Below are 23,725 nucleotides of genomic sequence, written 5' to 3' on the forward strand. Positions count from 1 at the left end.
GCGGGTCGAGGTGCGGTCAGCGTTCACGGACGTACGAGCCCGGTGCCGGGGCCACCGGGGCGAACCCGGCGCAGCCCAGCGCTGTGGGAGCGGCCTTCTCGGGTCCACTGCGGTCGGCGAGCCAGGCCGCGTAGTGGGGCCACCACGAATCCGAGTGCTTCTCGGCTTCGGAGGCCCACCGCTCCGGGTCCGGGGTGTCGGGGCGCGCGACCCGGTACGACGCGCGCGGGTTGCCGGGCGGGTTGACCAGGGCCGCGATGTGGCCGCTGGTGGACAACACGAACTCGGTGTCGCCGCCGAGCAGTCGATGCTGACGCCACCGGTGTCGATGACCGCCTTGTATCCGAGCGGGTTGAGCAGTGGATTGTTCGTGGGCGCGGCCGCCTCGACGAGGTTGTCGACGACGAACTGCACGCGTTCCCGGTCGCGCCAGTCCAGGTCGGCGTCGGCCACCAGCCGATCGGCGGTGTCCGCCGCCGCGAGGTACGCCTGCATGATCCGGCGCAGCACGGGGTTCGCCGACCAGGCCGGGTCGGCGAACCGCTTGTCGGCGCGTGCGGGTTGCCGCGTCGAGGTGCCACGCGCGATGCCGGCCAAGTCGCCCGCCAGCCCGCACCCCCGGCCGATGAGAGAGCGAGGGGACCTGGCCAGGCTCGTGGACAAACGCAGCCACGAGAGGGCGTGCGGTGTCCGCCGGGGCGGTTCCGGAGCGGATGCGGCCTGCAGCCGGGTGACGTCGGAGGTTGTCGATGCGGTGGAGGTCATGAAGTGGTCCTTCGATGGGGTCGGTGGATGTGGGTGGCGGCGTCGATGTGGGCCAGAGGTGGTCGTCGATCGGCCGGTGCGTGCAACGCTATGAGCGGGGCCGGCAGTGAGCCATGTCGCCGGTGAACCAACTGTCGGCGCGCACATGTCCTGCGGAGACAATCCCTGACCTGCGCAAAGTCCTTCCGATGACAGCGGCGGCGGCCTACTCTCGATCCCATGGCCGGAATGTCCGCCCACGCTGTCGACGCCGATGTCGACGCGCGGGTGTCCGCCATCGCGACCGTCATGCAGTCGCGGCTGCCGCAGATCACCGGGACCATCCGCGAGGTGCTCGCGGCCGAGATCGGCGAGCTTCGTGATCCGCCGATGCTCGAGATGCTCGACGGGAGCATCGAGGGCAATGTCGACACCGTCCGGCAGGCGCTGCGATACAACATCTCCGCCGCCCACCTCGAGGCTTCGGCGTCGGCAATGGAATACGCGCGGCGACTCGCCCGGCACGACGTTCCGGTCAACGCGCTCGTCCGTGCCTACCGGCTCGGGCAGACCGTTCTGGTGGACACGGCACTCGGTGAAATCGACGGTCCCGCAGAGGATCCCGAGATGGTTCTTCGGATCGCGCGGCGGATCGTGACCGTGATCGCGGCCTACGCCGACCGGATCTCTCAGCAGGCCGTGCAGATGTACGAAACCGAACGAGAACGCTGGCTGCTCAACCGCAACCGGGTCCGCGCCCTGCGCGTCCTCGAGCTCATCGCCGACGAGACCGCCGAGTCGATGTCGATCGAGTCCTCCATCGGATACCCGTTGCGGCACAACCATCTCGCGTTCATCCTCGGGCTCTCCGAGGATCTGGAGGACGACGAGGGGCCGGCGCGGCTGGAGCAGTGTGCACGCCGAATCGCGCGGCTGCTTCGCTCCCGCGGCGAACCGCTGTTCGTGGCCGCCGACCGGAACACCGGTTGGGCATGGATACCGCTGGGGGAGGGTGTGGACGCCACCCGCGTCGTCACCGCGATCCGGCAGTTCGCCGACCGAGAGCGGCCCGGCCGCATCGCAGTCGGCGGCCCCCTCCCTGGGGTGTCAGGGTTCCGCAGATCCCACATCCAGGCGGACGCCGCCAGGCGGGTGGCGGTCGCGGCCGGGCCGGCCGGCCCCACGGTCACCGCGTTCACCGACCCCGGAGTCGCGACCACGGCACTGCTCGTGCAGGACCTCACCGCGACCCGGCGCTGGGTGCGGTACTTCCTCGGCGGACTCGCTGCCGACACCCCCGGAAACGACCGGCTGCGCGAGACGCTTCGGGTCTTCCTGGAGACCGGGGCGAGCAACAAGGCCGCGGCCGAGAGGTTGACGCTGCACTACAACACCGTCAAGTACCGAGTACAGCGGGCGCAGGTCGAGCGGGGGCGCCCGGTCGGAACCGACCGTCTCGAGGTCGAACTCGCCCTCCAGGTCTGCCATCTGCTCGGGGACGTCGTACTCGTCGAATCCGGCGAGGTCAACAGTGGTCCCGGGCCGCCGCTGCGACAAGGGCGACCGGGCCGTTCCGCCTGAGTGGTCGTGCGCGACCTCCGCGTCAGCGGTGCGCAGGATGCCTCACCGACCCCGGCCGCCAGAACCAGTCGGCGGACCGTCCAGCATGCTGTCCGGCCAGATCATCCACCTTGCGAAGGAAGGAAGTCAGATGTCCACGATCCATCTGAACGAGACGACCACCGCCACACCCGAGCAGTTCGTCGCCGGGCTCACCGACTTCGGGCCGAGCCGCCACGAGATCTTCGGCAACAGTGCCGACAGCTACCTGAAGGTGCACAAGAAGGGCCCCCAGGACGCCGACGTCACCGAGGGGTCGAACGGCATCTGGGAACGCCTGCACTACGACTGGTCCGACCCCCGCCACGTCGTCATGACGACGACCGACTCCAACCTGTGGGGAGGCCACTCCGGCCACACCTACACGCTCACGCCCCAGGCCGACGGGAAGACCGATGTGGACGTCGTCGTGGTTCGCGACGGCAAGAACCTCAAGGGACGGTTGCTGGCGGGCGTTCTCGCGGTCTTCGGCAAGGTCGTCCTGGGAAGCACGTTCAAGAAGTCCGTCAAGGCGATCGAAGCCCGCAACAGCGGTGCGAGCGGCGGTGGGCTCGGAGACGCGGAGAAGGAGACCTGACGGACTTCCGGGTGGGCGGAGCCGCCGGGTGTGTCACGCGTCGAGCCGGGTGGCAGCGGCCAGTTCTCTCTCCGCGTGCCGCTCGACGAGCAGGGGAACGAAGTCCCGGATCGGCCGGTCGGCGAAGTGATCGCGCGCGCGGGCCACGGCCGCGGCCACTGTTTCGATCGGAAGGTCCGAGTGCTTGTCGGCGAGACGTCGGGTCGCCAACGCGATCAGATGCCGTTCTTCGCTGGGCAACATGAGGCAGTGTGACTCCGTGGGGGCTGCACGTCAACAGGTTCGGTGTACTCGCGGCGTGCTTGCGGAAACATCAGTGTCGCAGTCGAATCCGGTGCAGGTGTCGCACCGGCGGGGTGCACTCCCCTCAGCCGGCGGTCTCGCTGGACAACACCGTGCGGTGACGGGCGGGATCGAACGACTCGAAATCCGCGTTGCCGACCGCGAACATGCCGCGCTGGGGAAGCCAGAAGTCGCCGAGGCGGTCCTGGTGGGACAGCGGCCCGGGGGTGCCCAGGTCGGTGCCTCGCAGGTGGGCCTCGCTCGCGGTCACCGCCCACAACATCCGTGGTGCGACACCGAAACGCTGCCCGTTGGGGACCGTGCCGCAGAGGCCGATTCGACCGGTCCGAAGCAGTGGGCGCGCGGTGCGCCCCATCATCTTCAGGAACGGTTCGTTGCGCCAGACGGCGACGGGCAGTCGGCGACCGACCGCCGACATCACCGCGGTGGCCGGGGTCGACGCGAGCCCGATCCGCCACGAGAGGACCTCGGGGATCGTGACCCGCAGCTCGTACGGCCCGTCCCATTCGAGGTCGATGTTCGCGTGGACGGTGTGCGTGGTGGTGGAGGAGGCGAAGTAGCGCGGACAACTCTGCTCCGGCTCCGCCGTCGAGAAGAACGTCCACTCGCCGTCCGGGTCCCGGTGCCACACGGTGCGGTACGCGGGTCCGATCGTGGTGGCCGGGAAGTGCCGCAGGGCGAGGTAGTGGCCGCTGTCGAACGGCAGTCCCATCACGCCGTAGCCGGTGAGCCGTTCGTCGGTTCCCGGCCACAGCGGTGCATCGCGCACAGTGGCGAGGGCAGCCTGTTCGGGGGTGCTGTAACTGGTCATGACGCAATCCTCGGCCGCTCGCCGCGGCTCGGCATGGGGCATCCGCCCCAATTTCGGAGGATCAGCTGCCGCGGACGGGGCGCGGCATGAGCAGTGGCGCCGCGATCGCGAGCATCAGTGTCGGCAGCACGAACGCCGCGATCGGGTTGACCGCGTACAGCGGTGTCAACGTCATCGGCGCCAGCGCGGCCCCGCCGAACCGCAACGCCTGCACCACCGAGACCGCGCCTGCGCGGTTGGCGCCCTCCGACATGAGGATCGCCGAGTTGACCCCGACCAGCACGAACTGCCCGGCGACGCCGGCCAGCGCCCAGGTGACCGCTACCGCGCCGACCGAGCCGAGCAGCCCCGTCGCCGCGACCAGGACCGCGCCGCCGACCGCGCCGGTGATCACCGCGGCGCGGGCGCCGAACCGGTCGATCGCGATTCCGACCGGCCGCGCGGCGAGCATCCCCGCCACACCGAACCCGGTCAGCAGCAGGCCACGGTGGGCGGAGTCCAGGCCGAGGGTGTCCTCGGCGTGGAACGCGACCAGGAAGTTCAGTCCACCGAGCGCGCCCCAGCCGAGCAGGGCCACCAGACCGACCCGCAGCACTGTCGGGCGCAGGGCGTCGCGCAGCCGGGGCGGCGTACCCGCCGGTCCCGCCCCCCGTGAGGGCGGCAGGCCGAGCGCGCCGAGCAACACCGCGACCACCGCGATCACCACGAACGCGAGCCGCCAGTTGACCTCCGCCGCGAGCCCGCCGACCAGCGGGGCGGTCGTCTGCCCTGCGGCCTGTAGCGCGCCGAACACCCCCAGCGCCCGGCCGAGACGCGCCTTCGGTGTGATCGCCGCCAGCGCGGCCAGCAGCAGGGGCGTGGTGAACGCGTTGGCACAGCCCTGCACCACCCGGCTGACCTGGAACACCGCGAACGTCGGTGCCAGGACCGCGAGCACCGCGGCCACCGCGTACACGCCGTAGGCGATGCGGACGGTGCGCAACCCGCCCCAGCGGGCGCCGTAGGTGCCGGAGACGAGCATCAGTGCCGCGAACGGCAGCAGGTAGGCGGTCAGCGCCGACGCGGCCTGCGCGGTGCTCACCCCGAGCGAGTCACCGAGCTCCGGCAGCATCGACGTGACGACACCTCCGCCGAACGGACCCAGAAATCCACCGGCGTACAGCGCGCCGCGCTGCATCCGGGACCGCACACCCGCCACGTCAGATGCCCTGGCGGGATCTCACCGTGGCGCGCCGCTCAGACGCCACCGAAGCTGCCGGGGCCGCGCCGGCGCAGATAGCGCTCGAACTCGGCGGCGATGGCGTCGCCGTCGATCTTGGAGATCACGTCGGAGATGTCCACCTCGGCGTCGCCGCGTTCCTCGAGCGAACGCACGTACTCGGAGATCTCCTCGTCCTCCTCGGTCATCTCGGTGACGGTCTGCTCCCAGTCCTCCGCCTGCCCCGGCAGTTCGCCGAGCGGGACCTCCACGTCGAGCACGTCCTCGACGCGGCGCAGCAGCGCGACGGTCGCCTTCGGGTTCGGCGGCTGCGAGACGTAGTGCGGGACGGCCGCCCAGAACGAGATGGCGGGGACGCCGGCCTTGACGCACTCGTCCTGCAACACCCCGGTGATGCCGGTCGGCCCCTCATACCGGGTCTGTTCCAGGTTGAACGCCTGCGCGGACTCGGTGCTGTAGGCGGTGCCGGTGACCGGCACCGGACGGGTGTGCGGGGTGTCCGCGAGCAGGGCCCCGAGGATGACCACCGTGGTGACGCCGAGTTCCTCGATGATCTCGAGGAGGTCGTCGCAGAAGCTGCGCCAGCGCATGTTCGGTTCGATCCCGCGCAGCAGCAGCACGTCCCGTTCGCTGCCGGGGGGCGAGCACACCGAGATCCTGGTCGCGGGCCACTGGATCTCCCGGGTCACGCCGTCGACCTGCCGGACCTGTGGACGGTTGACCTGGTAGTCGTAGTAGTCCTCGGAGTCCAGTTCGGCGAGTGGCCTGGCATCCCAGATCAATTCGAGGTGCTCGACCGCGCCGCTGGCGGCGTCTCCGGCATCGTTCCAGCCCTCGAACGCGGCCACGAGAATCGGGTCACGGAGGGTGGGGACGTCGTCGTCGGGCGTCTCGGAGTGTTCGGTTGGACTCACCTGCCCAGCCTACGGCCAGGGCGGTCCGACCCGCCCACTACTCTGGTGGGCATGTCTGCCCCATTCCATTCCGCCCTGTTGGATGCGCTGTCGAAGCGCGTTGTCATCGGCGACGGTGCCATGGGGACGATGCTGCAAGCCGCGAACCTCACCCTCGCCGACTTCCGCGACCTCGAGGGCTGCAACGAGATCCTCAACGAAACCCGCCCCGACGTGCTGCGCGAGATCCACGCGGCGTACTTCGAGGCCGGTGCCGACGCCGTCGAGACCAACACTTTCGGCTGCAACCTGCCGAACCTCGCCGACTACGACATCGCGGACCGGATCAGGGATCTCTCCGAGCGCGGCACCCGCATCGCCCGTGACGTCGCCGACGAGATGGGGCCGGGCCGGGACGGCATGGCCCGGTTCGTGCTCGGGTCGATGGGACCCGGAACCAAGCTGCCGACCCTCGGCCACGCCCCGTTCGCGGTGCTGCGGGACGCCTACACCGAATCGGCACTCGGCATGATCGACGGTGGTGCCGACGCGATCCTGGTGGAGACCTGCCAGGACCTGCTGCAGGTGAAGGCCGCGATCATCGGCAGCCAGCACGCGATGGACAAGGCCGGCCGCCGCATCCCGATCATCACCCACGTCACCGTCGAGACCACCGGGACCATGCTGCTCGGCTCCGAGATCGGTGCCGCGCTGACCGCCCTCGAACCGCTCGGCATCGACATGATCGGGCTGAACTGTGCCACCGGTCCCGACGAGATGAGCGAGCACCTGCGGCACCTGTCCAAGCACTCGCGGCTGCCGGTGTCGGTGATGCCGAACGCCGGGCTCCCGGTGCTCGGACCCAACGGCGCCGAGTACCCGCTGTCGGCGGAGGATCTGGCCGCGGCGCTCGCCGGGTTCGTCACCGAGTTCGGCCTCTCGCTGGTCGGCGGCTGCTGCGGCACCACCCCCGAGCACGTCCGCCAGGTCGCGGACGCGGTCCGGCAGGTCGAGCGGGCACAGCGCACGCCGCAGCCGGAGGACGGCACCTCGTCGCTGTACGCGTCGGTTCCGTTCGACCAGGACGCCTCGATCCTGATGATCGGTGAACGCACGAACTCCAACGGCTCCAAGGCGTTTCGCGAGGCGATGATCGCCGAGGACTACCAGAAGTGCATCGACATCGCGAAGGACCAGACGCGCGACGGCGCGCACATGCTCGACCTCAACGTCGACTACGTCGGTCGCGACGGGGCCGCGGACATGGCGGCACTGGCGAGCCGATTCGCGACGGCGTCGACGCTGCCGATCATGCTCGACTCCACCGAACCCGACGTGCTGCGCGCGGGCCTCGAACACCTCGGCGGCCGGTGCGCCGTCAACTCCGTCAACTACGAGGACGGTGACGGCCCGAACTCGCGGTACCAGCGGATCATGCGGCTGGTGAAGGAGCACGGCGCCGCGGTGGTCGCGTTGACGATCGACGAGGAGGGGCAGGCGCGCACCGCCGAACACAAGGTGCGCATCGCCGAGCGGCTCATCGAGGACATCACCACCACGTGGGGTCTGGCCGAGGCCGACATCATCATCGACGCGCTGACCTTCCCGATCTCCACCGGTCAGGAGGAGGTGCGGCGCGACGGCATCGAGACGATCGAGGCGATCCGCGAGATCAAGCGCAGACACCCGGAAGTGCACTTCACGCTCGGCATCTCGAACATCTCGTTCGGCCTCAACCCGGCCGCGCGGCAGGTGCTGAACTCGGTGTTCCTGCACGAGTGCACCGAGGCAGGCCTCGACACCGCGATCGTGCACGCGTCGAAGATCCTGCCGATGGCCCGGATCCCGGACGAGCAGCGCGAAACGGCGCTCGACCTGGTCTACGACCGCCGCCGCGACGGTTACGACCCGCTGCAGAAGCTGATGGAGCTGTTCGAGGGCGTTTCGGCGGCCTCGGCGCGCGCGTCCCGGGCCGAGGAGCTGGCCGCGCTGCCGCTGTTCGAGCGGCTCGAACGGCGCATCGTCGACGGCGAACGGGCGGGCCTCGACGCCGACCTCGACGCCGCCATGCTCGAGCGCCCGCCGCTCGAGATCATCAACGAGACCCTGTTGTCCGGCATGAAGACCGTCGGCGAGCTGTTCGGCTCCGGGCAGATGCAGCTGCCGTTCGTGCTGCAGTCCGCCGAGGTCATGAAGGCCGCGGTCGCGTACCTCGAACCGCACATGGAGGCCACCGACGAGGCGGGCAAGGGCCGGATCGTGCTCGCCACCGTCAAGGGCGACGTCCACGACATCGGCAAGAACCTCGTCGACATCATCCTGTCCAACAACGGCTACGAGGTCGTCAACATCGGCATCAAGCAGCCGATCGCGACCATCCTCGACGTCGCCCTCGACAAGCGCGCCGACGTCATCGGCATGTCGGGTCTGCTCGTGAAGTCGACCGTCGTGATGAAGGAGAACCTCGAGGAGCTCAACGCCAAGGGCGTCGCCGAGCAGTTCCCGGTGCTCCTCGGTGGCGCCGCGCTGACCCGGTCGTACGTCGAGAACGACCTCGCCGAGGTCTACCAGGGCGAGGTCTCGTACGCCCGCGACGCGTTCGAGGGCCTGCACCTGATGGACACCATCATGGCCACCAAGCGCGGCGAGGGTCCGGACCCGGACAGTCCGGAGGCGATCGCGGCCCGCGAGAAGGCCGCCGAACGCAAGGCCCGGCACGAGCGGTCGAAGCGGATCGCGGAGGCCCGCAAGGCCGCCGAGACGCCGGTCGAGGTGCCCGCGCGATCCGACGTCGCCGCCGACCTGCCGGTGCCGACACCGCCGTTCTGGGGTACCCGCATCGTCAAGGGCGTGGCACTGGCCGAGTACTCCGGCCTGCTCGACGAGCGTGCCCTGTTCCTCGGGCAGTGGGGCCTGCGCGGCCAGCGCGCCGGCGACGGACCCACCTACGAGGAGCTCGTGGAGACGGAGGGCCGTCCGCGGCTGCGGCACTGGCTGGACCGCCTCGCGACCGAGGGCATCCTCGCGCACGCCGCCGTGGTGTACGGCTACTTCCCGGCCGTGTCCGAGGGCGACGACGTCGTCGTGCTCGAGTCGCCCGATCCGGATGCGCAGGAGCGATACCGGTTCACGTTCCCGCGCCAGCAGCGGGACCGCTTCCTCTGCATCGCCGACTTCATCCGGCCCCGCGAGGACGCCCGCGCGTCCGGCCAGGTGGACGTGCTGCCGTTCCAGCTCGTCACCATGGGACAGCCCATCGCGGACTTCGCCAACGAGCTGTTCGCGGCGAACAACTACCGCGACTACCTCGAGGTGCACGGCATCGGCGTCCAGCTGACCGAGGCGCTCGCCGAGTACTGGCACCGGCGGGTCCGTGAGGAGCTGACCATGCCGGGCGGCGACGCGGTCGCCAACGAGGACCCGGCCGACGTGGAGGAGTTCTTCAAGCTCGGATACCGCGGCGCCCGTTACTCGTTCGGCTACGGCGCGTGCCCGGAACTGGAGGACCGGCGCAAGATGGTCGAACTGCTCGAACCGGAGCGGATCGGGGTGACCCTGTCTGAGGAGCTGCAGCTGCACCCGGAGCAGTCCACCGACGCGTTCGTGCTCACGCACCCGGAGGCGAAGTACTTCAATGTCTGATATCGGCACCGCCGAGGTGTCTGGGCACTTGCAGGCCGTCCTGTGGGACATGGACGGCACGCTGCTGGAGTCGGAGAACCTCTGGGACATCGGTGTCCGCGAGCTGTCCGAGCATCTCGGCGGCACCATGTCCGAGGAGACGCGCGAGGCGACCATCGGCTCCTCGACGCCGTTCGCGCTCGCGACGATCTTCGACTCGCTGGCACTGGAGAAGACCCCGGAGGCGCTGGCGCAGGCCAAGTCCTGGCTGTACGCGCGGATGGCGGAGATGTTCACCGCCGGTCTGCCCTGGCGGCCGGGCGCACGGGAGGCGCTGGGTCTCGTCCGGTCGCTCGGGCTCGGGTCGGCGCTGGTGACCAACACCGAGCGGGAGCTGTGCGAGTACGCCCTCGACACCCTGGGGCGCGGGCACTTCGACCACTCGGTGTGCGGCGACGAGGTCGCCGCGGGCAAGCCGGATCCGGCGCCGTACCTGCGGGCCGCCGAACTGCTCGGTCTGGAACCGGAACGGTGCCTGGCCGTGGAGGATTCGCCCACCGGCGCCGCCGCGGCCGAGGCCGCGGGCTGCACGGTGCTCGTGGTGCCGTCGCTGGTCGCGGTGCCCGAGGGGCCGCGGCGGATCTTCCGCGACACTCTCGTAGGCCTGGCCGCAGACGACCTGCACTCGCTGCACGCGCTGGTCACCGTCTAGTGGCCATACCCAAGATCGTCCTGTTCTACCGGTTCACGCCGCTCGCGGATCCGGAGGCGATCCGGCTGTGGCAGCACGCACTGGCCTCGGCGAACGGGCTCACCGGCCGAATCCTGGTGTCGGAGCACGGCATCAACGCGACGGTCGGCGGTGACGTCGCGGCGGTCAAGCGGTACGTCCGCGGCACCCGCGAGTACCCGCCGTTCGCCGACGCCGACATCAAATGGTCCGACGGAACCGGTGCCGACTTCCCCCGTCTGTCGGTGAAGGTGCGCCCGGAGATCGTCACGTTCGGTGCAGCGGACGAACTGCGGGTCGACGCGGACGGCGTCGTGGGCGGCGGCACCCACCTGTCTCCCCACGATCTGCACGATCTGGTCGATCGACGCGGCGACGATGTGGTGTTCTTCGACGGTCGCAATGCCTTCGAGGCAGAGATCGGCCGGTTCCGTGACGCGGTGGTTCCCGACGTCGCGACCACCCGCGATTTCGTGTCCGAACTCGAAAGCGGACGATACGACCACCTCAAGTCCAAGCCGGTCGTCACCTACTGCACCGGCGGCGTCCGGTGCGAGGTGCTCTCGGCGTTGATGCGGCGGCGCGGATTCGAGGAGGTCTACCAGCTCGACGGCGGGATCGTCCGCTACGCCGAGACCTTCGGCGACGACGGTCTGTGGGACGGGTCGCTGTACGTGTTCGACGGCCGCAAGAAGGTCGAGTTCTCGGACCACACCGCGGTTCTCGGCCGCTGCACGCGCTGCGGCGCGCCGACCGCACGGCACATCGACCACAGCACCGCCGAGGGACGCGCGCAGACCCTGCTCTGCGCGGCGTGCGCTCCGGACGACTGAGCGGCGATGGCGCGCCGGCGGGCCGTGACCCGTCCACCCCTGCCGTTGCGGGACGGCCTCGGCCCCGACCGGATCCGGGTGTCCGACGACCACCCGGCGCCGACGCTGGGTGCCTACCTGTCCGCCGTCGCGCCGGCGGACGACTGGGACGCCCGATTCGCCGCCGGCGAGGTCGTCGACCGGTCGGGGCGGCCGCTCGGACCCGACGATGCGTGCCGGTCCGGGCAGTTCGTCCACTTCTATCGGGAGCCGCCCGCCGAGGAGCCGGTGCCGTTCGAAGTGGACGTGCTCCATCACGGTGAGGGTCTGCTCGTCGTCGACAAACCGCACTTCCTGGCCACGATCCCGCGCGGACGACACATCCGCGAGTCCGTGGTGGTGCGGATGCGCCGCGAGTTGGACCTGCCGGATCTGGTGCCCGCTCATCGACTCGACCGGATGACTGCGGGCGTGCTCGTCTGCACGACCGACCCGGCGCTGCGCCGGCCCTATCAGCAGCTGTTCGAGCAGCGCAGGGTGGTCAAGGAGTACGAGGCCCTGGCCGCGCACGCACCGGGCCGCGAGTTCCCGACCACGGTGCGCAGCCGCATCGACAAGCGACACGGGGAGCCGACGGCACGGGAAGTTCCCGGAGAACCGAACGCGCACACGGAGATCGACGAGATCGAGGTGCTCGGCGACCACGCCCGCTATCGGCTGCTGCCCACCACCGGACGTACCCACCAGCTGCGGCTGCACATGTGGTCACTTGGCCTGCCGATCCTCGGCGACGACTTCTACCCGGCACTGCGGGACCGGGAGCCCGGCGACTTCACCGATCCGTTGCGCCTGCTGGCCCGGAGCGTGCGGTACGACGACCCGGTCACCGGCGAAACACGCGTGTTCAGCAGTAGGAGAACGCTGTCCGTCGGCAGCGCCGTGGCAGGATCGCTGCCATGATCTCTCGTCTCGGCCGGGCCGTCGCGCTGGCCGCCGTCACCGCGCTGGCGGTGGCCGGATGCGCGGCCGGGGCCGGGCTGTCCGGGACCGGGGGACCCGACACCCTCACCGTGGCACTGACCGCTAAGCCCGACAATCTCGACTTCACCCGGACCGCGGGCGCGGCGATCCCGCAGGCGTTGCTGGACAACGTGTACGAGGGACTCGTGCGGCTCGACGACTCCGGTGCGATCGTGCCACTGCTCGCGGACTCGTGGACCGTCAGCCCCGATCGCACCGTCTACGAGTTCGCCCTGCACCCGGACGTCTCGTTCAGCAACGGTGCCCCGTTCACCTCCGACGACGTGAAGTTCAGCATCGACCGGGTCAAGAGCGACTGGACTGCGAACACCCCGGGCGCGATGGCGGTCGTGGACCGGGTCGAGACCCCACGCCCGGACCTGGCGCGGGTCGTGCTCGGCCGGCCCAGCAACGAGTGGCTGTTCGCGATGACGGGACCGATCGGGGCGATGTTCAGCCCGACCGGAGTCGCCCAGCTGGCGAGCACCGCCATCGGAACCGGCCCGTACACCGTGTCCCGCTGGAATCCCGGTTCGGAGCTGCAGCTGAGCGTCAACCGCCGGTACTGGGGTCCGGAGCCCGCGATGAAGCAGGTCCGGCTGCGGTACTTCGCGGATGCGACCGCACAGGCCAACGCGCTGCGCAGCGGCGGCGTCGACGTGATCTTCGGGCTCGGTGCGCCGCAGCTGCTCGGTCAATTCACCGCAGATCCGCGATTCACCGTCACACAGGGCACCACCAACGGCGAAGTGGTGCTGTCGATGAACGGCTCCGTCGCCCCGTTCGACGACATCCGGGTGCGGCGTGCGGTGATGTACGCCGTGGACCGGAAGGCGGTGCGCGACACCGCATACGCCGGCTACGGCGAACTGATCGGGTCGATGGTGCCGCCGACCGATCCCTGGTTCGAGGACCTGACCGGGGTGTACCCGTTCGACCCGAACCGGGCCCGTGCACTGCTCGCCGAGGCGGGGACGCCGAACCCGGCGGTGCGCTTCGACGTCCCCAACCTGCCGTACGCGACCGCGTCCGCGCAGGTCGTCGCCTCCCAGTTGCAGCAGGTCGGCTTCCGGGTGCAGATCAACCCGGTCGAGTTCCCCGCGGTCTGGCTGGACCAGGTGTTCACCCGGCACGACTATCAGATGTCGGTGATCCAGCACTCCGAACCGCACGACATCGTCACCTTCGGCAATCCGAAGTTCTACTGGGGCTACGACAATCCCGCGGTGACCGCGCTGCTCGCGGAGGCCGACGCCGCCGACACCGCCGACCACGTGGCGATGATGCGGCAGGTCGCCCGCACGATCACCGACGACGCCGCCGCCGACTGGCTGTTCCTGTTCCCGCTTCTCGTGGTGGCGGATTCGGACCTGACCGGCCTGCCGCACAACGCCACCAGCCTGGCGATGGACCTGTCCCGGGTGCGGCGGGGGTAGGCGATGCTGGTGACCATCGCCCGCAGGCTGGGCATCTTCGCGCTGACCGCCGCCGTCGCGTCGGTGCTCGTCTTCGCGATGCTGGCCGTGCTCCCCGGCGACCCGGCGCGGATCGCGTTGGGGGTGCAGGCATCCGAGGAGGACGTCGCCAGGGAGCGGGTGGCGATGGGACTCGACGCACCGCTGCCCGAACGGTACGTGACCTGGGTGTGGGCGATGCTGCGCGGCGACATGGGGAACTCGTACCTGACCCGGCAGCCGGTCGGCCCGGAGATTCTGGACCGGCTGCAGGTGACGCTGTGGCTGGTCGGTGCGGGCATGGTCGTCGCGTTGCTGATCGCGTTGCCCCTCGGGGTCGCCGCGGCCGTGCGTGCGGGGAAGGCGGACGGGACGCTGATCGGCGGAATCAGTCAGGTGGGGATCGCGATCCCCGCGTTCCTCGCCGGAGTGCTCCTGTCGACGGTCTTCGCCGTCGAACTCGGGTGGCTGCCGTCCAGCGGCTGGCAGGCCCCGATCGAGGGCATCGGCGGGTTCCTGTCCTACCTGGCGCTGCCCGCGTTGGCGCTGGGACTCGTCCAGGGTTCCGTGCTGACCCGTTACGTGCGCTCCGCCGTCCTCGACGAACTGGGGGAGGACTACCTGCGCACCGCGCGCGCGAAGGGTCTGACCCGCACGCGGGCACTGTTGCGGCACGGTCTGCGCAACGCCGCGGTCCCGGTGATCACGGTGGCGGGGGTGCAGTTGAGCGCGCTGCTGATCGGAGCCGTCGTGATCGAGCGGGTGTTCGTGGTCCCCGGGCTGGGCAGCCTGCTGCTGGACAAGGTGAGCCAGCGGGACATGGGTGCGGTGCAGTCGATCGTGATGGTGCTGGTGCTGATGGTGCTGCTGCTGAACCTGGTGGTGGACCTCCTCTACACGGTCATCGACCCCCGCTTGAGGAGTGGCACATGACGCGGCCCGCGGCGCGCAGCGGGAAACGGCGAGAGGCGTCGCGGATACCCGGCACCCTCGTCGTGGGCGGGGTGCTGGTCGCGTCGGTGGTGGTCGCGGCCGCGATCTCGCTGGTGTGGACGCCCTTCGATCCGACCGTCGTCGACCCGTCCGCCCGGCTGCTGCCGCCGAACGGCTCGCACTGGCTCGGCACCGACGACTTCGGCCGCGACATCGTCAGCATCCTGCTGGTCGGTGCGCGCACGACGCTGCTGGTCGGCCTGGTCGCGGTCGCGGTGGCCGCCGTCATCGGGATTCCCCTCGGGGTGAGCGCCGGAATGAGGGCAGGCCCCGCCGACGAGATCCTGATGCGCGGCAACGACGTGCTGCTCGCCTTCCCCGCGCTGCTCCTCGCGATCATCTTCGCCGCGATCTGGGGCGGTTCGACGGTGACCGCGATGGTCGCGCTCGGCATCGGGGCCGCGCCGGGATTCGCGCGGGTCGCGCGCGCAGGCACCCGCCAGGTGATGGCGCAGGACTACGTCCTCGCGGCGCGGGCCAGCGGCCGCAGCCGGGGTTCGATCGCGGCCCGGCACGTGCTGCCGAACATCTCGAGCGAGCTGATCGTGCAGGCGTCGGTGACGTTCGCGCTCGCCGTGCTCGCCGAGGCGGCGCTGTCGTACCTGGGGTTCGGCACCCCGCCACCGACACCGTCGTGGGGCCGGATGCTGCAGGAGACGCAGCCGTACCTGTACCTGGAGCCGATGGTGATGCTGTGGCCGGGTCTGGCCATCGCGGTGACCGTGCTCGGCTTCAACCTGCTCGGCGACGGCCTTCGCGACCGTCTCGACCCCAAGGTGGCGCGATGACGGGGGTGGCGCGATGACCGCGCCGCTGCTGGAGGTGACCGGGCTCGGCGTCCGGGCCGGCGAGCGGACCCTGCTGTCCGAAGTCGGCTTCCGGCTGGATGCGGGGGAGCGGCTCGGGCTGATCGGCGAGTCGGGCTCCGGGAAGTCGCTGACCGCCCTGAACCTGATGGGCCTGCTGCCGGACCAGCTGACCGCGTCCGGGGCGGTGCGTCTCGACGGTACCCCCGGCAACCTGCTCGACCTGTCCGAGCGGGAGTGGACGCGACTGCGCGGCGACGACGTCTCGATGGTCTTCCAGGAGCCCATGAGCGCGCTGAACCCGTTGATGCGGGTCGGCAACCAGGTCGGGGAGGTGCTGGCGCTGCACCGTGGAAGTTCGCGGCACGGCCGCGGCGACCTGAGCCGCCGAGCGCGCCGCGACGTGGTGCTCGACCTGCTGGCCGCGGTGAACCTGCCGGATCCCGCGCGGATCGCCCGGTCGTATCCGCACGAGCTGTCGGGCGGTCAGCGGCAACGCGTGCTGATCGCGATCGCCATGGCGAACCGGCCGCGGCTGCTGATCTGCGACGAGCCGTCCACCGCGCTCGACGTCACCGTCCAGGCCCAGATCCTCGACCTGATCGACACCACCGTCCGCGAGCACGACACCGCCCTGCTGCTGATCACCCACGACCTCGCGGTCGTGTCGCAACTGTGCGAACGGGTGCTCGTGATGCGCGACGGCGAGATCGTCGAGTCCGGCCCGATCGACGACGTGTTCGGCGATCCGGCGCATCCGTACACCCGGTCCCTGCTCGAGGCGTCCCGGCTCGGCCACGGGGAGTCCGCCGACACCGGCCACGCATCCGGGGCGGCACCGGTCTTCAACGAGCAAACCGACCCGCTGATCTCGGTGCGCGGACTGTCCCGCACCTACCGCGGCAGCCGCGAGTCGCTGTGGCGCAGGCCGGAACCCGTGCACGCTCTGGCCGACGCGTCGTTCGACGTCGCGGCCGGTCAGCGTTTCGGGATCGTCGGCGAGTCCGGCAGTGGCAAGTCCACGCTGATCCGGTTGCTGTGCGCGCTGGACACCCCGACCGCCGGCTCCGTCCGGGTCGCGGGGCGGGAGATCGTCGGCGCGAGGGAACGTGACCTGAGCTTCCTGCGCCGGGACGTCTCGATCGTCTTCCAGGACCCGATGGGCTCCCTCGACCCGCGGATGCGGGTCGCCGACATCGTCGCCGAACCGCTCACCGACCGGACCGGTGCCGATGCCCTGGTGGAGGCCATGCTCACCGACGTCGGGCTGGACCCGGAGGCCGCTCGGCGGTATCCGCACCAGTTCTCGGGCGGACAGCGGCAGCGGATCTCCATCGCCCGTGCCCTGATCACCCGGCCCCGGATCCTGATCGCCGACGAACCGGTCAGTGCACTCGACGTCTCGGTTCGCGCGCAGGTCCTCGACCTGCTTGCCGGGCTGGTTGCCGAGCACGATCTGACACTGCTGCTCGTCTCCCACGACCTCGCGGTGATCCGCCACGTGTGCGACGTCGTCGCGGTCATGCATCGCGGCCGGATCGTCGAGTGCGGGCCCACCGAGGACGTCTACGAACGCCCACTCGATCCGTACACCCGGACGTTGATCGCGAGCGCTCCGACGCTCACCCGACCGGAAGGCTGAGTGCGCCAGCAGTGCCGGTCCGGCGCTGTGAAACAATTGCGACCCGTGAAGACCTTCGATTCGCTGTTCGCCGAGCTGTCCGACCGCGCCGTCACCCGTCCCGAGGGTTCCGGCACCGTGGCCGCGCTGGACGCCGGCGTCCATGCCCAGGGCAAGAAGGTGATCGAGGAGGCCGGCGAGGTGTGGATCGCCGCCGAGTACCAGAGCGACGAGGAGCTCTCGGAAGAGATCTCGCAGCTGCTGTACTGGGTGCAGGTCTTGATGATCGGCCGCGGACTGAAGCTCGAGGACGTCTACCGACATCTGTGAGTCGCCCCACCTCGACTCCCTGACACCCCTCGCCTTCGAAGGAAGGAACACCATGCTGCGCGTTGCAGTGCCCAACAAGGGCTCCCTGTCCGAATCCGCCGCCGAGATCCTCACCGAGGCCGGCTACCGCCGCCGCACCGACTCCCGCGACCTGACCGTCCTGGACCCGACCAACCAGGTGGAGTTCTTCTTCCTGCGGCCGAAGGACATCGCGATCTACGTCGGGTCCGGTGAACTGGACCTCGGCATCACCGGCCGTGACCTGGCCCTGGACTCGGGTGCTGCTGTCGCCGAACGGCTTTCGCTCGGATTCGGTCGCTCCAGCTTCCGGTACGCGGCTCCCGCAGGTAAGACCTGGACGCCCGAGGACCTGGCCGGGCTGCGGATCGCGACCTCGTACCCGAACCTGGTGCGCGCCGACCTCGCGCGCCGCGGCGTCGACGCCACCGTCATCCGGCTCGACGGGGCCGTGGAGATCTCCATCCAGCTCGGTGTCGCGGACGCGATCGCGGACGTCGTCGGCTCCGGTCGCACCCTGCGCCAGCACAACCTCGTCGCGTTCGGCGAGTCGCTGTGCGACTCCGAGGGCGTGCTGATCGAGCGTGAGGGCTCCGACCAGGACGACAAGGCCCGCAACCAGCTGATCGCCCGCGTGCAGGGCGTCGTGCGTGCGCAGCAGTACGTGATGCTCGACTACGACTGCCCGCGGGCGAGGCTCGCCGAGGCGGTCGCGATCACCCCGGGTCTCGAGTCGCCGACGGTCGCGCCCCTCGCCGACGAGGAATGGGTGGCGATCCGGTCGATGGTGCCGCGTAAGGGCAGCAACGACGTGATGGACCGTCTCGCTGAGATCGGCGCCAAGGCGATTCTCGCGACCGACATCCGGACCTGCCGGGCGTTCTGACCCGAGCCGCTCGTGCACCGCGGCCCACCACGATGATTCGTGGTGGGCCGCGGTCGTCGTCCCGGGGAGTGCGTCAGCGTGCCCGCACCTGCACGGTCTGTGTCACCCTGGCCACCGGACCCGAATCGTCGTGCAGGACGCCGGACGACATCGCGACGCCGTCCGGGCCGTACGAGGTTTCCGCGGACACCCCGATCCAGTCCCCGTCCGGCACGCGGAACAGGTGCACGGTCACGTCCGTGTTCAGGAACGTCCACTCGGTTGGGTTGATCTTCGTGCCGACTCCGTTCGCGGTGTCCGCGATGAGGAACAACCGGTCGACGGGGTCGAGCGGTTCCCCGTCCACCAGATCGGGATGCGGCTTGCCCCAGGCGAGCCCGACACCGGGCGCACCGATCGGGGTCAGCCAGTTCCACTCCACCGAGTCGATGAAGCCGGTGCGCCAGAAGTGGCCCTCCGGAAGGGGTGGCGCATCCGCGGCGCGTGGTGGAATCGTCGGGTCGGCGGCATGTGCGATGGTGGTGGTGTCGGCCGTCTGCAGCCGCCAGCCGGTTCCTCGCGCGACGGCCCGCCAGGTGCCGTCCGGGCCGGCCGCGGACAGTTCGGCGACCACGAGTTCGATTCGGCGACCGGGACGTTCGATCCACGACCGCACCCGGATCTCCGTCAAAGGGATCGGGCCGAGGATCTCGATCACGACCCGTGTCAGCCGGGTGTCCGGCCGGGCGTCGCAGCGTCGCACCGCCCGCGCGAGCAGCGCCGACGGGGGAGAGCCGTGCTGCATGTCGTGGGACCAGGTGCTCAGGGTGTGCCCGGTGGGCTGGAAGCGCTCGGTGCCGTCCGGAAGTGGTTCCAGTGCAACAAAATAGGCCGAATCGTGCAGGGCGGCGTCAGTCACCGGCGAACTCCTCGTTGTCGAGCGGCCAGCCGGGATAGGGTGGCGGCGTGCCCCCGAAGACGGGGCAGTGCAGCTTATGATCGCAGAATCTGCACATGCGCCCCGGGCTGGGTTCGAACTCCCCGGTGGCGGCGGCGTCGAGGATGGCCCGCCACATCGCACTCAACGTCCGTTCGAATCGGCGCAACTCGTCGTGATCGGGTGTGTACGTGAGGATCTCGCCGCCGGTGAGGTACAGCAGGCGCAGCTGGGCGGCGACGACGCCACGGGTCTGCAGCAGCATCAGCGCGTAGAACTTCATCTGGAACAGGGCCTGCTGCTCGAAACCCTCCCGCGGCGCCCGGCCGGTCTTGTAGTCGACGATGCGCACCTCACCGGTCGGTGCGACGTCGATCCGGTCGACGAACCCGCGCAGCGGGACGCCGTCGTCGAGGTCCGTCTCGATCCGCAGCTCGCACGACTCCGGGTCGAAGGCCGTCGGATCCTCGAGCAGGTAGTAGTTCTCGACGATCCGGCGGGCGTCGTCGAGGAACCCGGACAGGTCGGCGTCCGGCACCACGTCGGCGGCGGTCGGGGTCTGCGCCAGCAGCCGGTCCCAGGCCGGCGCGACGAGGGAGACGGCGGCCGACCGGTCCCGCCGGGGTGCGGGTAGTGCGTAGAGCGCCTCCAGCACGGCGTGCACGAGCGTCCCCTTGACCTGGGCGGTCGTCTGGGTCTCCGGGAGCCGGTCGATGGCGCGGAAGCGGTACAGCAACGGGCACTGCCGGAAGTCGCCGGCCCGGGAGGGTGACAGCGCGGGCCGGGACCCCTGCCGCGGTGCGGTCTGTCCGTCCGGCCGGGGTGCGGCCGGTTCTGTGGGGTGCGTCGTCGCGGGGCTGCTCACGCCTGGCAGGGTATGCCCCGGGCCCGACACCGCCGTCGGGGCCGGCGCCAGGGTCGCCGGACACAACAACAGAGGAGTTTGCGAGATGTCAGCGCTGCAGGGTCGACCGACGGGACCGTTCCGGGTCGGTGACCGCGTCCAGCTCACCGACGCGAAGGCACGTAAGTACACGGTGGTGCTCGAGCCGGGCAAGGAGTTCCACACCCATCGTGGCGGCATCCTGCACGACGACCTGATCGGCACCCCGGAGGGCAGCGTCGTCACCTCCACCAACGGCACGCCGTATCTGGCGTTGCGGCCGCTGCTGATCGACTACGTGCTGTCGATGCCGCGCGGCGCGCAGGTGATCTACCCGAAGGACGCCGCGCAGATCGTGCACGAGGGTGACGTGTTTCCCGGTGCGCGGGTGCTCGAGGCCGGAGCCGGCTCCGGCGCACTGACCTGCTCGCTGCTGCGCGCGGTCGGCCCGGAGGGCAAGGTGCAGTCCTGGGAGGTGCGCGAGGACCACGCCGAGCATGCAGTGCGGAACGTGGAGACCTTCTTCGGTGGCCGCCCCGAGAACTGGGATCTGACGATCGGCGACCTCGCCGACTACGACTCCGACGTCCACGGTCAGGTCGATCGTGTCGTGCTCGACATGCTGGCGCCGTGGGACGTCCTGCCCGCGGTGTCCAAGGCGCTCGTCCCCGGCGGTGTGCTGATCGTCTACGTCGCGACCGTCACGCAGCTGTCGAAGGTCGTCGAGGCGATGCGGGAGCAGGAGTGCTGGACCGAGCCGCGGTCCTGGGAGTCGATCGTGCGCGGCTGGCACGTCGTCGGGCTGGCGGTGCGCCCCGAGCACCGGATGCAGGGCCACACGGCCTTCCTGGTGAGCGCCCGACGGCTTGCGGAGGGAACCGTCACCCCGAAGCCGCAGCGCCGCCCCAGCAAGGGCTGACGCCCTCGTGCGTGATCTCCACCCCGGTCGGGGTGGAGATCACGCACCGGCGCCGCGGGCGCCTACTTGACGCAGGCGAGGCGTCCCATGCCGAAGAGGGTGCAGGCGGCGTCGTCGGAGATCACCCAGGTGCCGTTCACCGAGTCGAAGGTGACGTCCGTCGGGGCACCGCCGTGCGGGCCGGCGATCGTGGCGGTCGCGGTGACGGTGTCACCGTCGACGGCGACCACCTTGGTGACCTCGGCGGTGAGCGGGTAGCCCTGCAGCACGCCGTTGAACTGCTCGACGACCGCAGCCTGCTCGTTGCCGTCCTCGATGAGGGCGATCTTGTCCGCCGCGGGCACCGCCGGGTCGAAGAAGGTGGCGAGGGTGGCCTGCAGTTCCTCGGACGTCGGGGTCGCGGCCGCGGCTGCGGCGCTGGTGGCGGCCGCGCCGGTGGTGGCCGCGGCGGCCGAGGTGGTCGCAGTCGCGGTGTCGTCGGCGTCGTCGGAGCCACACGCGGTGAGGCCGAGTGCGACGAGAACTGCTCCGGTGGCGATGAGTGACGTGCGGGTGATCACGGGTGACCCTTTCCTCGGCAAACGGCGGTGAATGTAGGTGAGGCTAACATGGGTTGGGAGGGGTCGAGTTCGGCCCGATTTCTCAGAGTGTGCGACGTCTCAAGTGTCGCAACACACTTTCGCCCGCACGGCGGTAGCGTTGGGGGATCGAACTGGGAGGAGTCGCACATGAGCGCAACAGAGAATCCGGACTCGCTGGCTGCCAGGGCGGAACTCGAGGCCCTCAAGCTCGAGGCCGCTGCACTTCGCCGACAACTTGCCCAGTCACCCGAGCAGGTGCGTGAACTCGAGTCACGGGTGGATTCCCTGTCGATCCGCAACTCGAAGCTCATGGACACGCTCAAGGAGGCGCGTCAGCAGCTGATCGCGCTGCGCGAGGAGGTCGACCGGCTCGGTCAGCCGCCGAGCGGGTACGGCGTGCTGATCCTCGCTCACGACGACCAGACGGTCGACGTGTTCACCTCCGGGCGCAAGATGCGGCTGACCTGTTCGCCGAACATCGACACCGAAGAGCTCAAGCCGGGACAGACGGTCCGGCTGAACGAGGCGTTGACGGTGGTCGAGGCGGGATCGTTCGAGCGGATCGGGGAGATCTGCGCCCTTCGCGAGGTCCTCGACGACGGGGAACGGGCACTGGTGGTCGGGCACGCCGACGAGGAGCGGGTCGTCTGGCTCGCGCATCCGCTGGCGGTGGCCGCGTCGGACACCACGCTGCACCCCGACGACGAGGACATCGACTCGCCGACCCGCAAGCTGCGGCCCGGCGATTCGCTGCTGGTCGACACGAAGGCCGGTTATGCGTTCGAACGGATCCCGAAGGCCGAGGTCGAGGACCTCGTGCTCGAGGAGGTCCCGGACGTCGACTACGGCGACATCGGTGGTCTCGGCCGTCAGATCGAGCAGATCCGGGACGCGGTCGAGCTGCCGTTCCTGCACAAGGATCTGTTCCACGAGTACGCGCTGCGGCCGCCGAAGGGTGTCCTGCTGTACGGCCCGCCGGGTTGTGGCAAGACGCTGATCGCCAAGGCCGTCGCCAACTCGCTCGCGAAGAAGATCGCGGAGGCCAGGGGACAGGATGCCAAGGACGCCAAGTCGTACTTCCTGAACATCAAGGGCCCCGAGCTGCTCAACAAGTTCGTCGGTGAGACCGAGCGTCACATCCGGATGATCTTCCAGCGTGCCAGGGAGAAGGCGTCCGAGGGCACTCCGGTGATCGTGTTCTTCGACGAGATGGACTCGATCTTCCGGACCCGCGGCTCGGGCGTCTCGTCCGACGTCGAGACCACCGTGGTGCCGCAGCTGCTCAGCGAGATCGACGGTGTGGAGGGGCTCGAGAACGTCATCGTGATCGGTGCGTCGAACCGCGAGGACATGATCGACCCCGCGATCCTTCGTCCCGGCCGGCTCGACGTGAAGATCAAGATCGAACGCCCGGACGCGGAGTCCGCGCAGGACATCTTCTCGAAGTACCTGACCGAGTCGCTGCCGGTGCACGCCGACGACCTGGCCGAGTTCCGCGGGGACCGGGCGCTCTGCGTCAAGGCGATGATCGAGCGCGTCGTGGACCGGATGTACGCGGAGAGCGACGAGAACCGCTTCCTGGAGGTCACCTACGCCAACGGGGACAAGGAGGTCCTGTACTTCAAGGACTTCAATTCGGGCGCGATGATCCAGAACATCGTGGACCGGTCGAAGAAGTACGCCATCAAGGCCGTGCTCGAGACCGGTGCCCCGGGCCTGCGGGTGCAGCACCTCTTCGACTCGATCGTCGACGAGTTCTCCGAGAACGAGGACCTGCCCAACACCACCAATCCCGATGACTGGGCACGGATCTCGGGCAAGAAGGGTGAGCGGATCGTCTACATTCGCACGCTGGTCACCGGCAAGAACGCCAGCGCCAGCCGCGCGATCGACACCGAGTCGAACACCGGTCAGTACCTCTAGTCACGGGTGCGTCGGTGGGGTGCAACGGGAATCCCGTTGCACCCC

The 23,725-nt window shown here is 69.9% G+C and carries 22 protein-coding genes and 1 pseudogene; 14 read left to right on the top strand and 9 right to left on the bottom strand.

The window, feature by feature from the left end:
• Positions 1–16 precede the first annotated feature (16 nt).
• Positions 17–280 (bottom strand): hypothetical protein, encoded by a 264-nt coding sequence (locus tag ACWDU4_RS25190; protein WP_450116699.1) that lies wholly within the window; start codon positions 278–280, stop codon positions 17–19.
• A gap of 86 nt (positions 281–366) precedes the next feature.
• Positions 367–912: pseudogene (locus tag ACWDU4_RS25195) on the bottom strand (hypothetical protein); the annotation flags it as partial.
• A 72-nt stretch (positions 913–984) separates the two neighbouring features.
• On the opposite strand from ACWDU4_RS25195, the gene ACWDU4_RS25200 reads away from it, so the two are divergent.
• Together ACWDU4_RS25200 and ACWDU4_RS25205 are read left to right on the top strand one after the other, a co-directional pair.
• Complete coding sequence (locus ACWDU4_RS25200) at positions 985–2,325, top strand: PucR family transcriptional regulator (protein ID WP_450116676.1); 1,341 nt, start codon at positions 985–987, stop codon at positions 2,323–2,325.
• 130 nt (positions 2,326–2,455) lie between these two features.
• Entirely contained in the window at positions 2,456–2,941 is a 486-nt protein-coding gene (locus ACWDU4_RS25205; RefSeq protein ID WP_450116677.1) for a hypothetical protein, read from the top strand.
• Positions 2,942–2,974: 33 nt separating this feature from the next.
• On the opposite strand, the gene ACWDU4_RS25210 is transcribed toward ACWDU4_RS25205, so the two are convergent.
• The 4 genes from ACWDU4_RS25210 to ACWDU4_RS25225 form a co-directional block, all read right to left on the bottom strand.
• Positions 2,975–3,184, bottom strand: coding sequence for a three-helix bundle dimerization domain-containing protein (locus ACWDU4_RS25210; protein WP_450116678.1), 210 nt, complete (start codon positions 3,182–3,184; stop codon positions 2,975–2,977).
• Between the two features lie 124 nt (positions 3,185–3,308).
• On the bottom strand, positions 3,309–4,055 hold the full coding sequence (locus tag ACWDU4_RS25215) for a hypothetical protein (RefSeq protein ID WP_450116679.1): 747 nt from the start codon (positions 4,053–4,055) through the stop codon (positions 3,309–3,311).
• Between the two features lie 61 nt (positions 4,056–4,116).
• The gene (locus tag ACWDU4_RS25220; RefSeq protein ID WP_450116697.1) at positions 4,117–5,232 is read right to left on the bottom strand and encodes an MFS transporter; all 1,116 of its coding nucleotides are present in this window, start codon (positions 5,230–5,232) and stop codon (positions 4,117–4,119) included.
• Between the two features lie 59 nt (positions 5,233–5,291).
• Positions 5,292–6,188, bottom strand: a complete 897-nt coding sequence (locus ACWDU4_RS25225; protein WP_450116680.1) for a PAC2 family protein — start codon at positions 6,186–6,188, stop codon at positions 5,292–5,294.
• 51 nt (positions 6,189–6,239) lie between these two features.
• Between ACWDU4_RS25225 and metH the strand changes: the two genes are divergently transcribed.
• Genes metH through hisG form a run of 10 tightly spaced genes read left to right on the top strand, consistent with a single transcriptional unit; the run spans position 6,240 to position 18,458 of the window.
• Entirely contained in the window at positions 6,240–9,809 is a 3,570-nt protein-coding gene (metH, locus tag ACWDU4_RS25230) for a methionine synthase (RefSeq protein ID WP_450116681.1), read from the top strand.
• Positions 9,802–10,500, top strand: coding sequence for an HAD family hydrolase (locus ACWDU4_RS25235; RefSeq protein WP_450116682.1), 699 nt, complete (start codon positions 9,802–9,804; stop codon positions 10,498–10,500). The genes metH and ACWDU4_RS25235 overlap by 8 nt, the downstream gene beginning before the upstream one ends.
• Positions 10,500–11,351 (top strand): oxygen-dependent tRNA uridine(34) hydroxylase TrhO, encoded by an 852-nt coding sequence (gene trhO / locus ACWDU4_RS25240; protein ID WP_450116683.1) that lies wholly within the window; start codon positions 10,500–10,502, stop codon positions 11,349–11,351. Before ACWDU4_RS25235 ends, trhO begins: the two co-directional genes overlap by 1 nt.
• A gap of 6 nt (positions 11,352–11,357) precedes the next feature.
• Positions 11,358–12,290, top strand: coding sequence for a pseudouridine synthase (locus ACWDU4_RS25245; protein ID WP_450116684.1), 933 nt, complete (start codon positions 11,358–11,360; stop codon positions 12,288–12,290).
• Entirely contained in the window at positions 12,287–13,786 is a 1,500-nt protein-coding gene (locus ACWDU4_RS25250) for an ABC transporter substrate-binding protein (RefSeq protein ID WP_450116685.1), read from the top strand. The genes ACWDU4_RS25245 and ACWDU4_RS25250 overlap by 4 nt, the downstream gene beginning before the upstream one ends.
• Before the next feature lie 3 nt (positions 13,787–13,789).
• Positions 13,790–14,737 (top strand): ABC transporter permease, encoded by a 948-nt coding sequence (locus ACWDU4_RS25255; RefSeq protein WP_450116686.1) that lies wholly within the window; start codon positions 13,790–13,792, stop codon positions 14,735–14,737.
• The gene (locus tag ACWDU4_RS25260; protein WP_450116687.1) at positions 14,734–15,585 is read left to right on the top strand and encodes an ABC transporter permease; all 852 of its coding nucleotides are present in this window, start codon (positions 14,734–14,736) and stop codon (positions 15,583–15,585) included. Before ACWDU4_RS25255 ends, ACWDU4_RS25260 begins: the two co-directional genes overlap by 4 nt.
• 13 nt (positions 15,586–15,598) lie before the next feature.
• A complete protein-coding gene (locus ACWDU4_RS25265; protein ID WP_450116688.1) occupies positions 15,599–17,245 on the top strand; it encodes a dipeptide ABC transporter ATP-binding protein in 1,647 nt (548 codons plus the stop codon).
• 45 nt (positions 17,246–17,290) lie between these two features.
• Positions 17,291–17,554, top strand: a complete 264-nt coding sequence (locus ACWDU4_RS25270) for a phosphoribosyl-ATP diphosphatase (RefSeq protein ID WP_450116689.1) — start codon at positions 17,291–17,293, stop codon at positions 17,552–17,554.
• 52 nt (positions 17,555–17,606) lie between these two features.
• Positions 17,607–18,458: an ATP phosphoribosyltransferase gene (gene hisG, locus ACWDU4_RS25275; RefSeq protein WP_450116690.1), complete on the top strand. Its 852-nt coding sequence runs from the start codon at positions 17,607–17,609 to the stop codon at positions 18,456–18,458.
• Positions 18,459–18,531: 73 nt separating this feature from the next.
• Here the strand turns inward: hisG and ACWDU4_RS25280 are convergent, their stop codons facing one another.
• Positions 18,532–19,341 carry a thioesterase family protein gene (locus ACWDU4_RS25280; RefSeq protein WP_450116698.1) on the bottom strand — a complete coding sequence of 270 codons (810 nt, stop codon included), beginning with the start codon at positions 19,339–19,341 and terminating at the stop codon, positions 18,532–18,534.
• A gap of 7 nt (positions 19,342–19,348) precedes the next feature.
• The gene (locus ACWDU4_RS25285) at positions 19,349–20,239 is read right to left on the bottom strand and encodes a RecB family exonuclease (RefSeq protein ID WP_450116691.1); all 891 of its coding nucleotides are present in this window, start codon (positions 20,237–20,239) and stop codon (positions 19,349–19,351) included.
• A gap of 85 nt (positions 20,240–20,324) precedes the next feature.
• On the opposite strand from ACWDU4_RS25285, the gene ACWDU4_RS25290 reads away from it, so the two are divergent.
• Positions 20,325–21,176: a tRNA (adenine-N1)-methyltransferase gene (locus tag ACWDU4_RS25290; RefSeq protein ID WP_450116692.1), complete on the top strand. Its 852-nt coding sequence runs from the start codon at positions 20,325–20,327 to the stop codon at positions 21,174–21,176.
• Positions 21,177–21,238: 62 nt separating this feature from the next.
• Here ACWDU4_RS25290 and ACWDU4_RS25295 read toward each other — a convergent pair whose 3' ends face one another.
• A complete protein-coding gene (locus ACWDU4_RS25295; protein WP_450116693.1) occupies positions 21,239–21,736 on the bottom strand; it encodes a nuclear transport factor 2 family protein in 498 nt (165 codons plus the stop codon).
• A 168-nt stretch (positions 21,737–21,904) separates the two neighbouring features.
• Between ACWDU4_RS25295 and arc the strand changes: the two genes are divergently transcribed.
• Entirely contained in the window at positions 21,905–23,680 is a 1,776-nt protein-coding gene (gene arc / locus ACWDU4_RS25300) for a proteasome ATPase (protein ID WP_450116694.1), read from the top strand.
• Positions 23,681–23,725: the final 45 nt, after the last annotated feature.

Source organism: Rhodococcus sp. NPDC003348 (assembly GCF_053589375.1).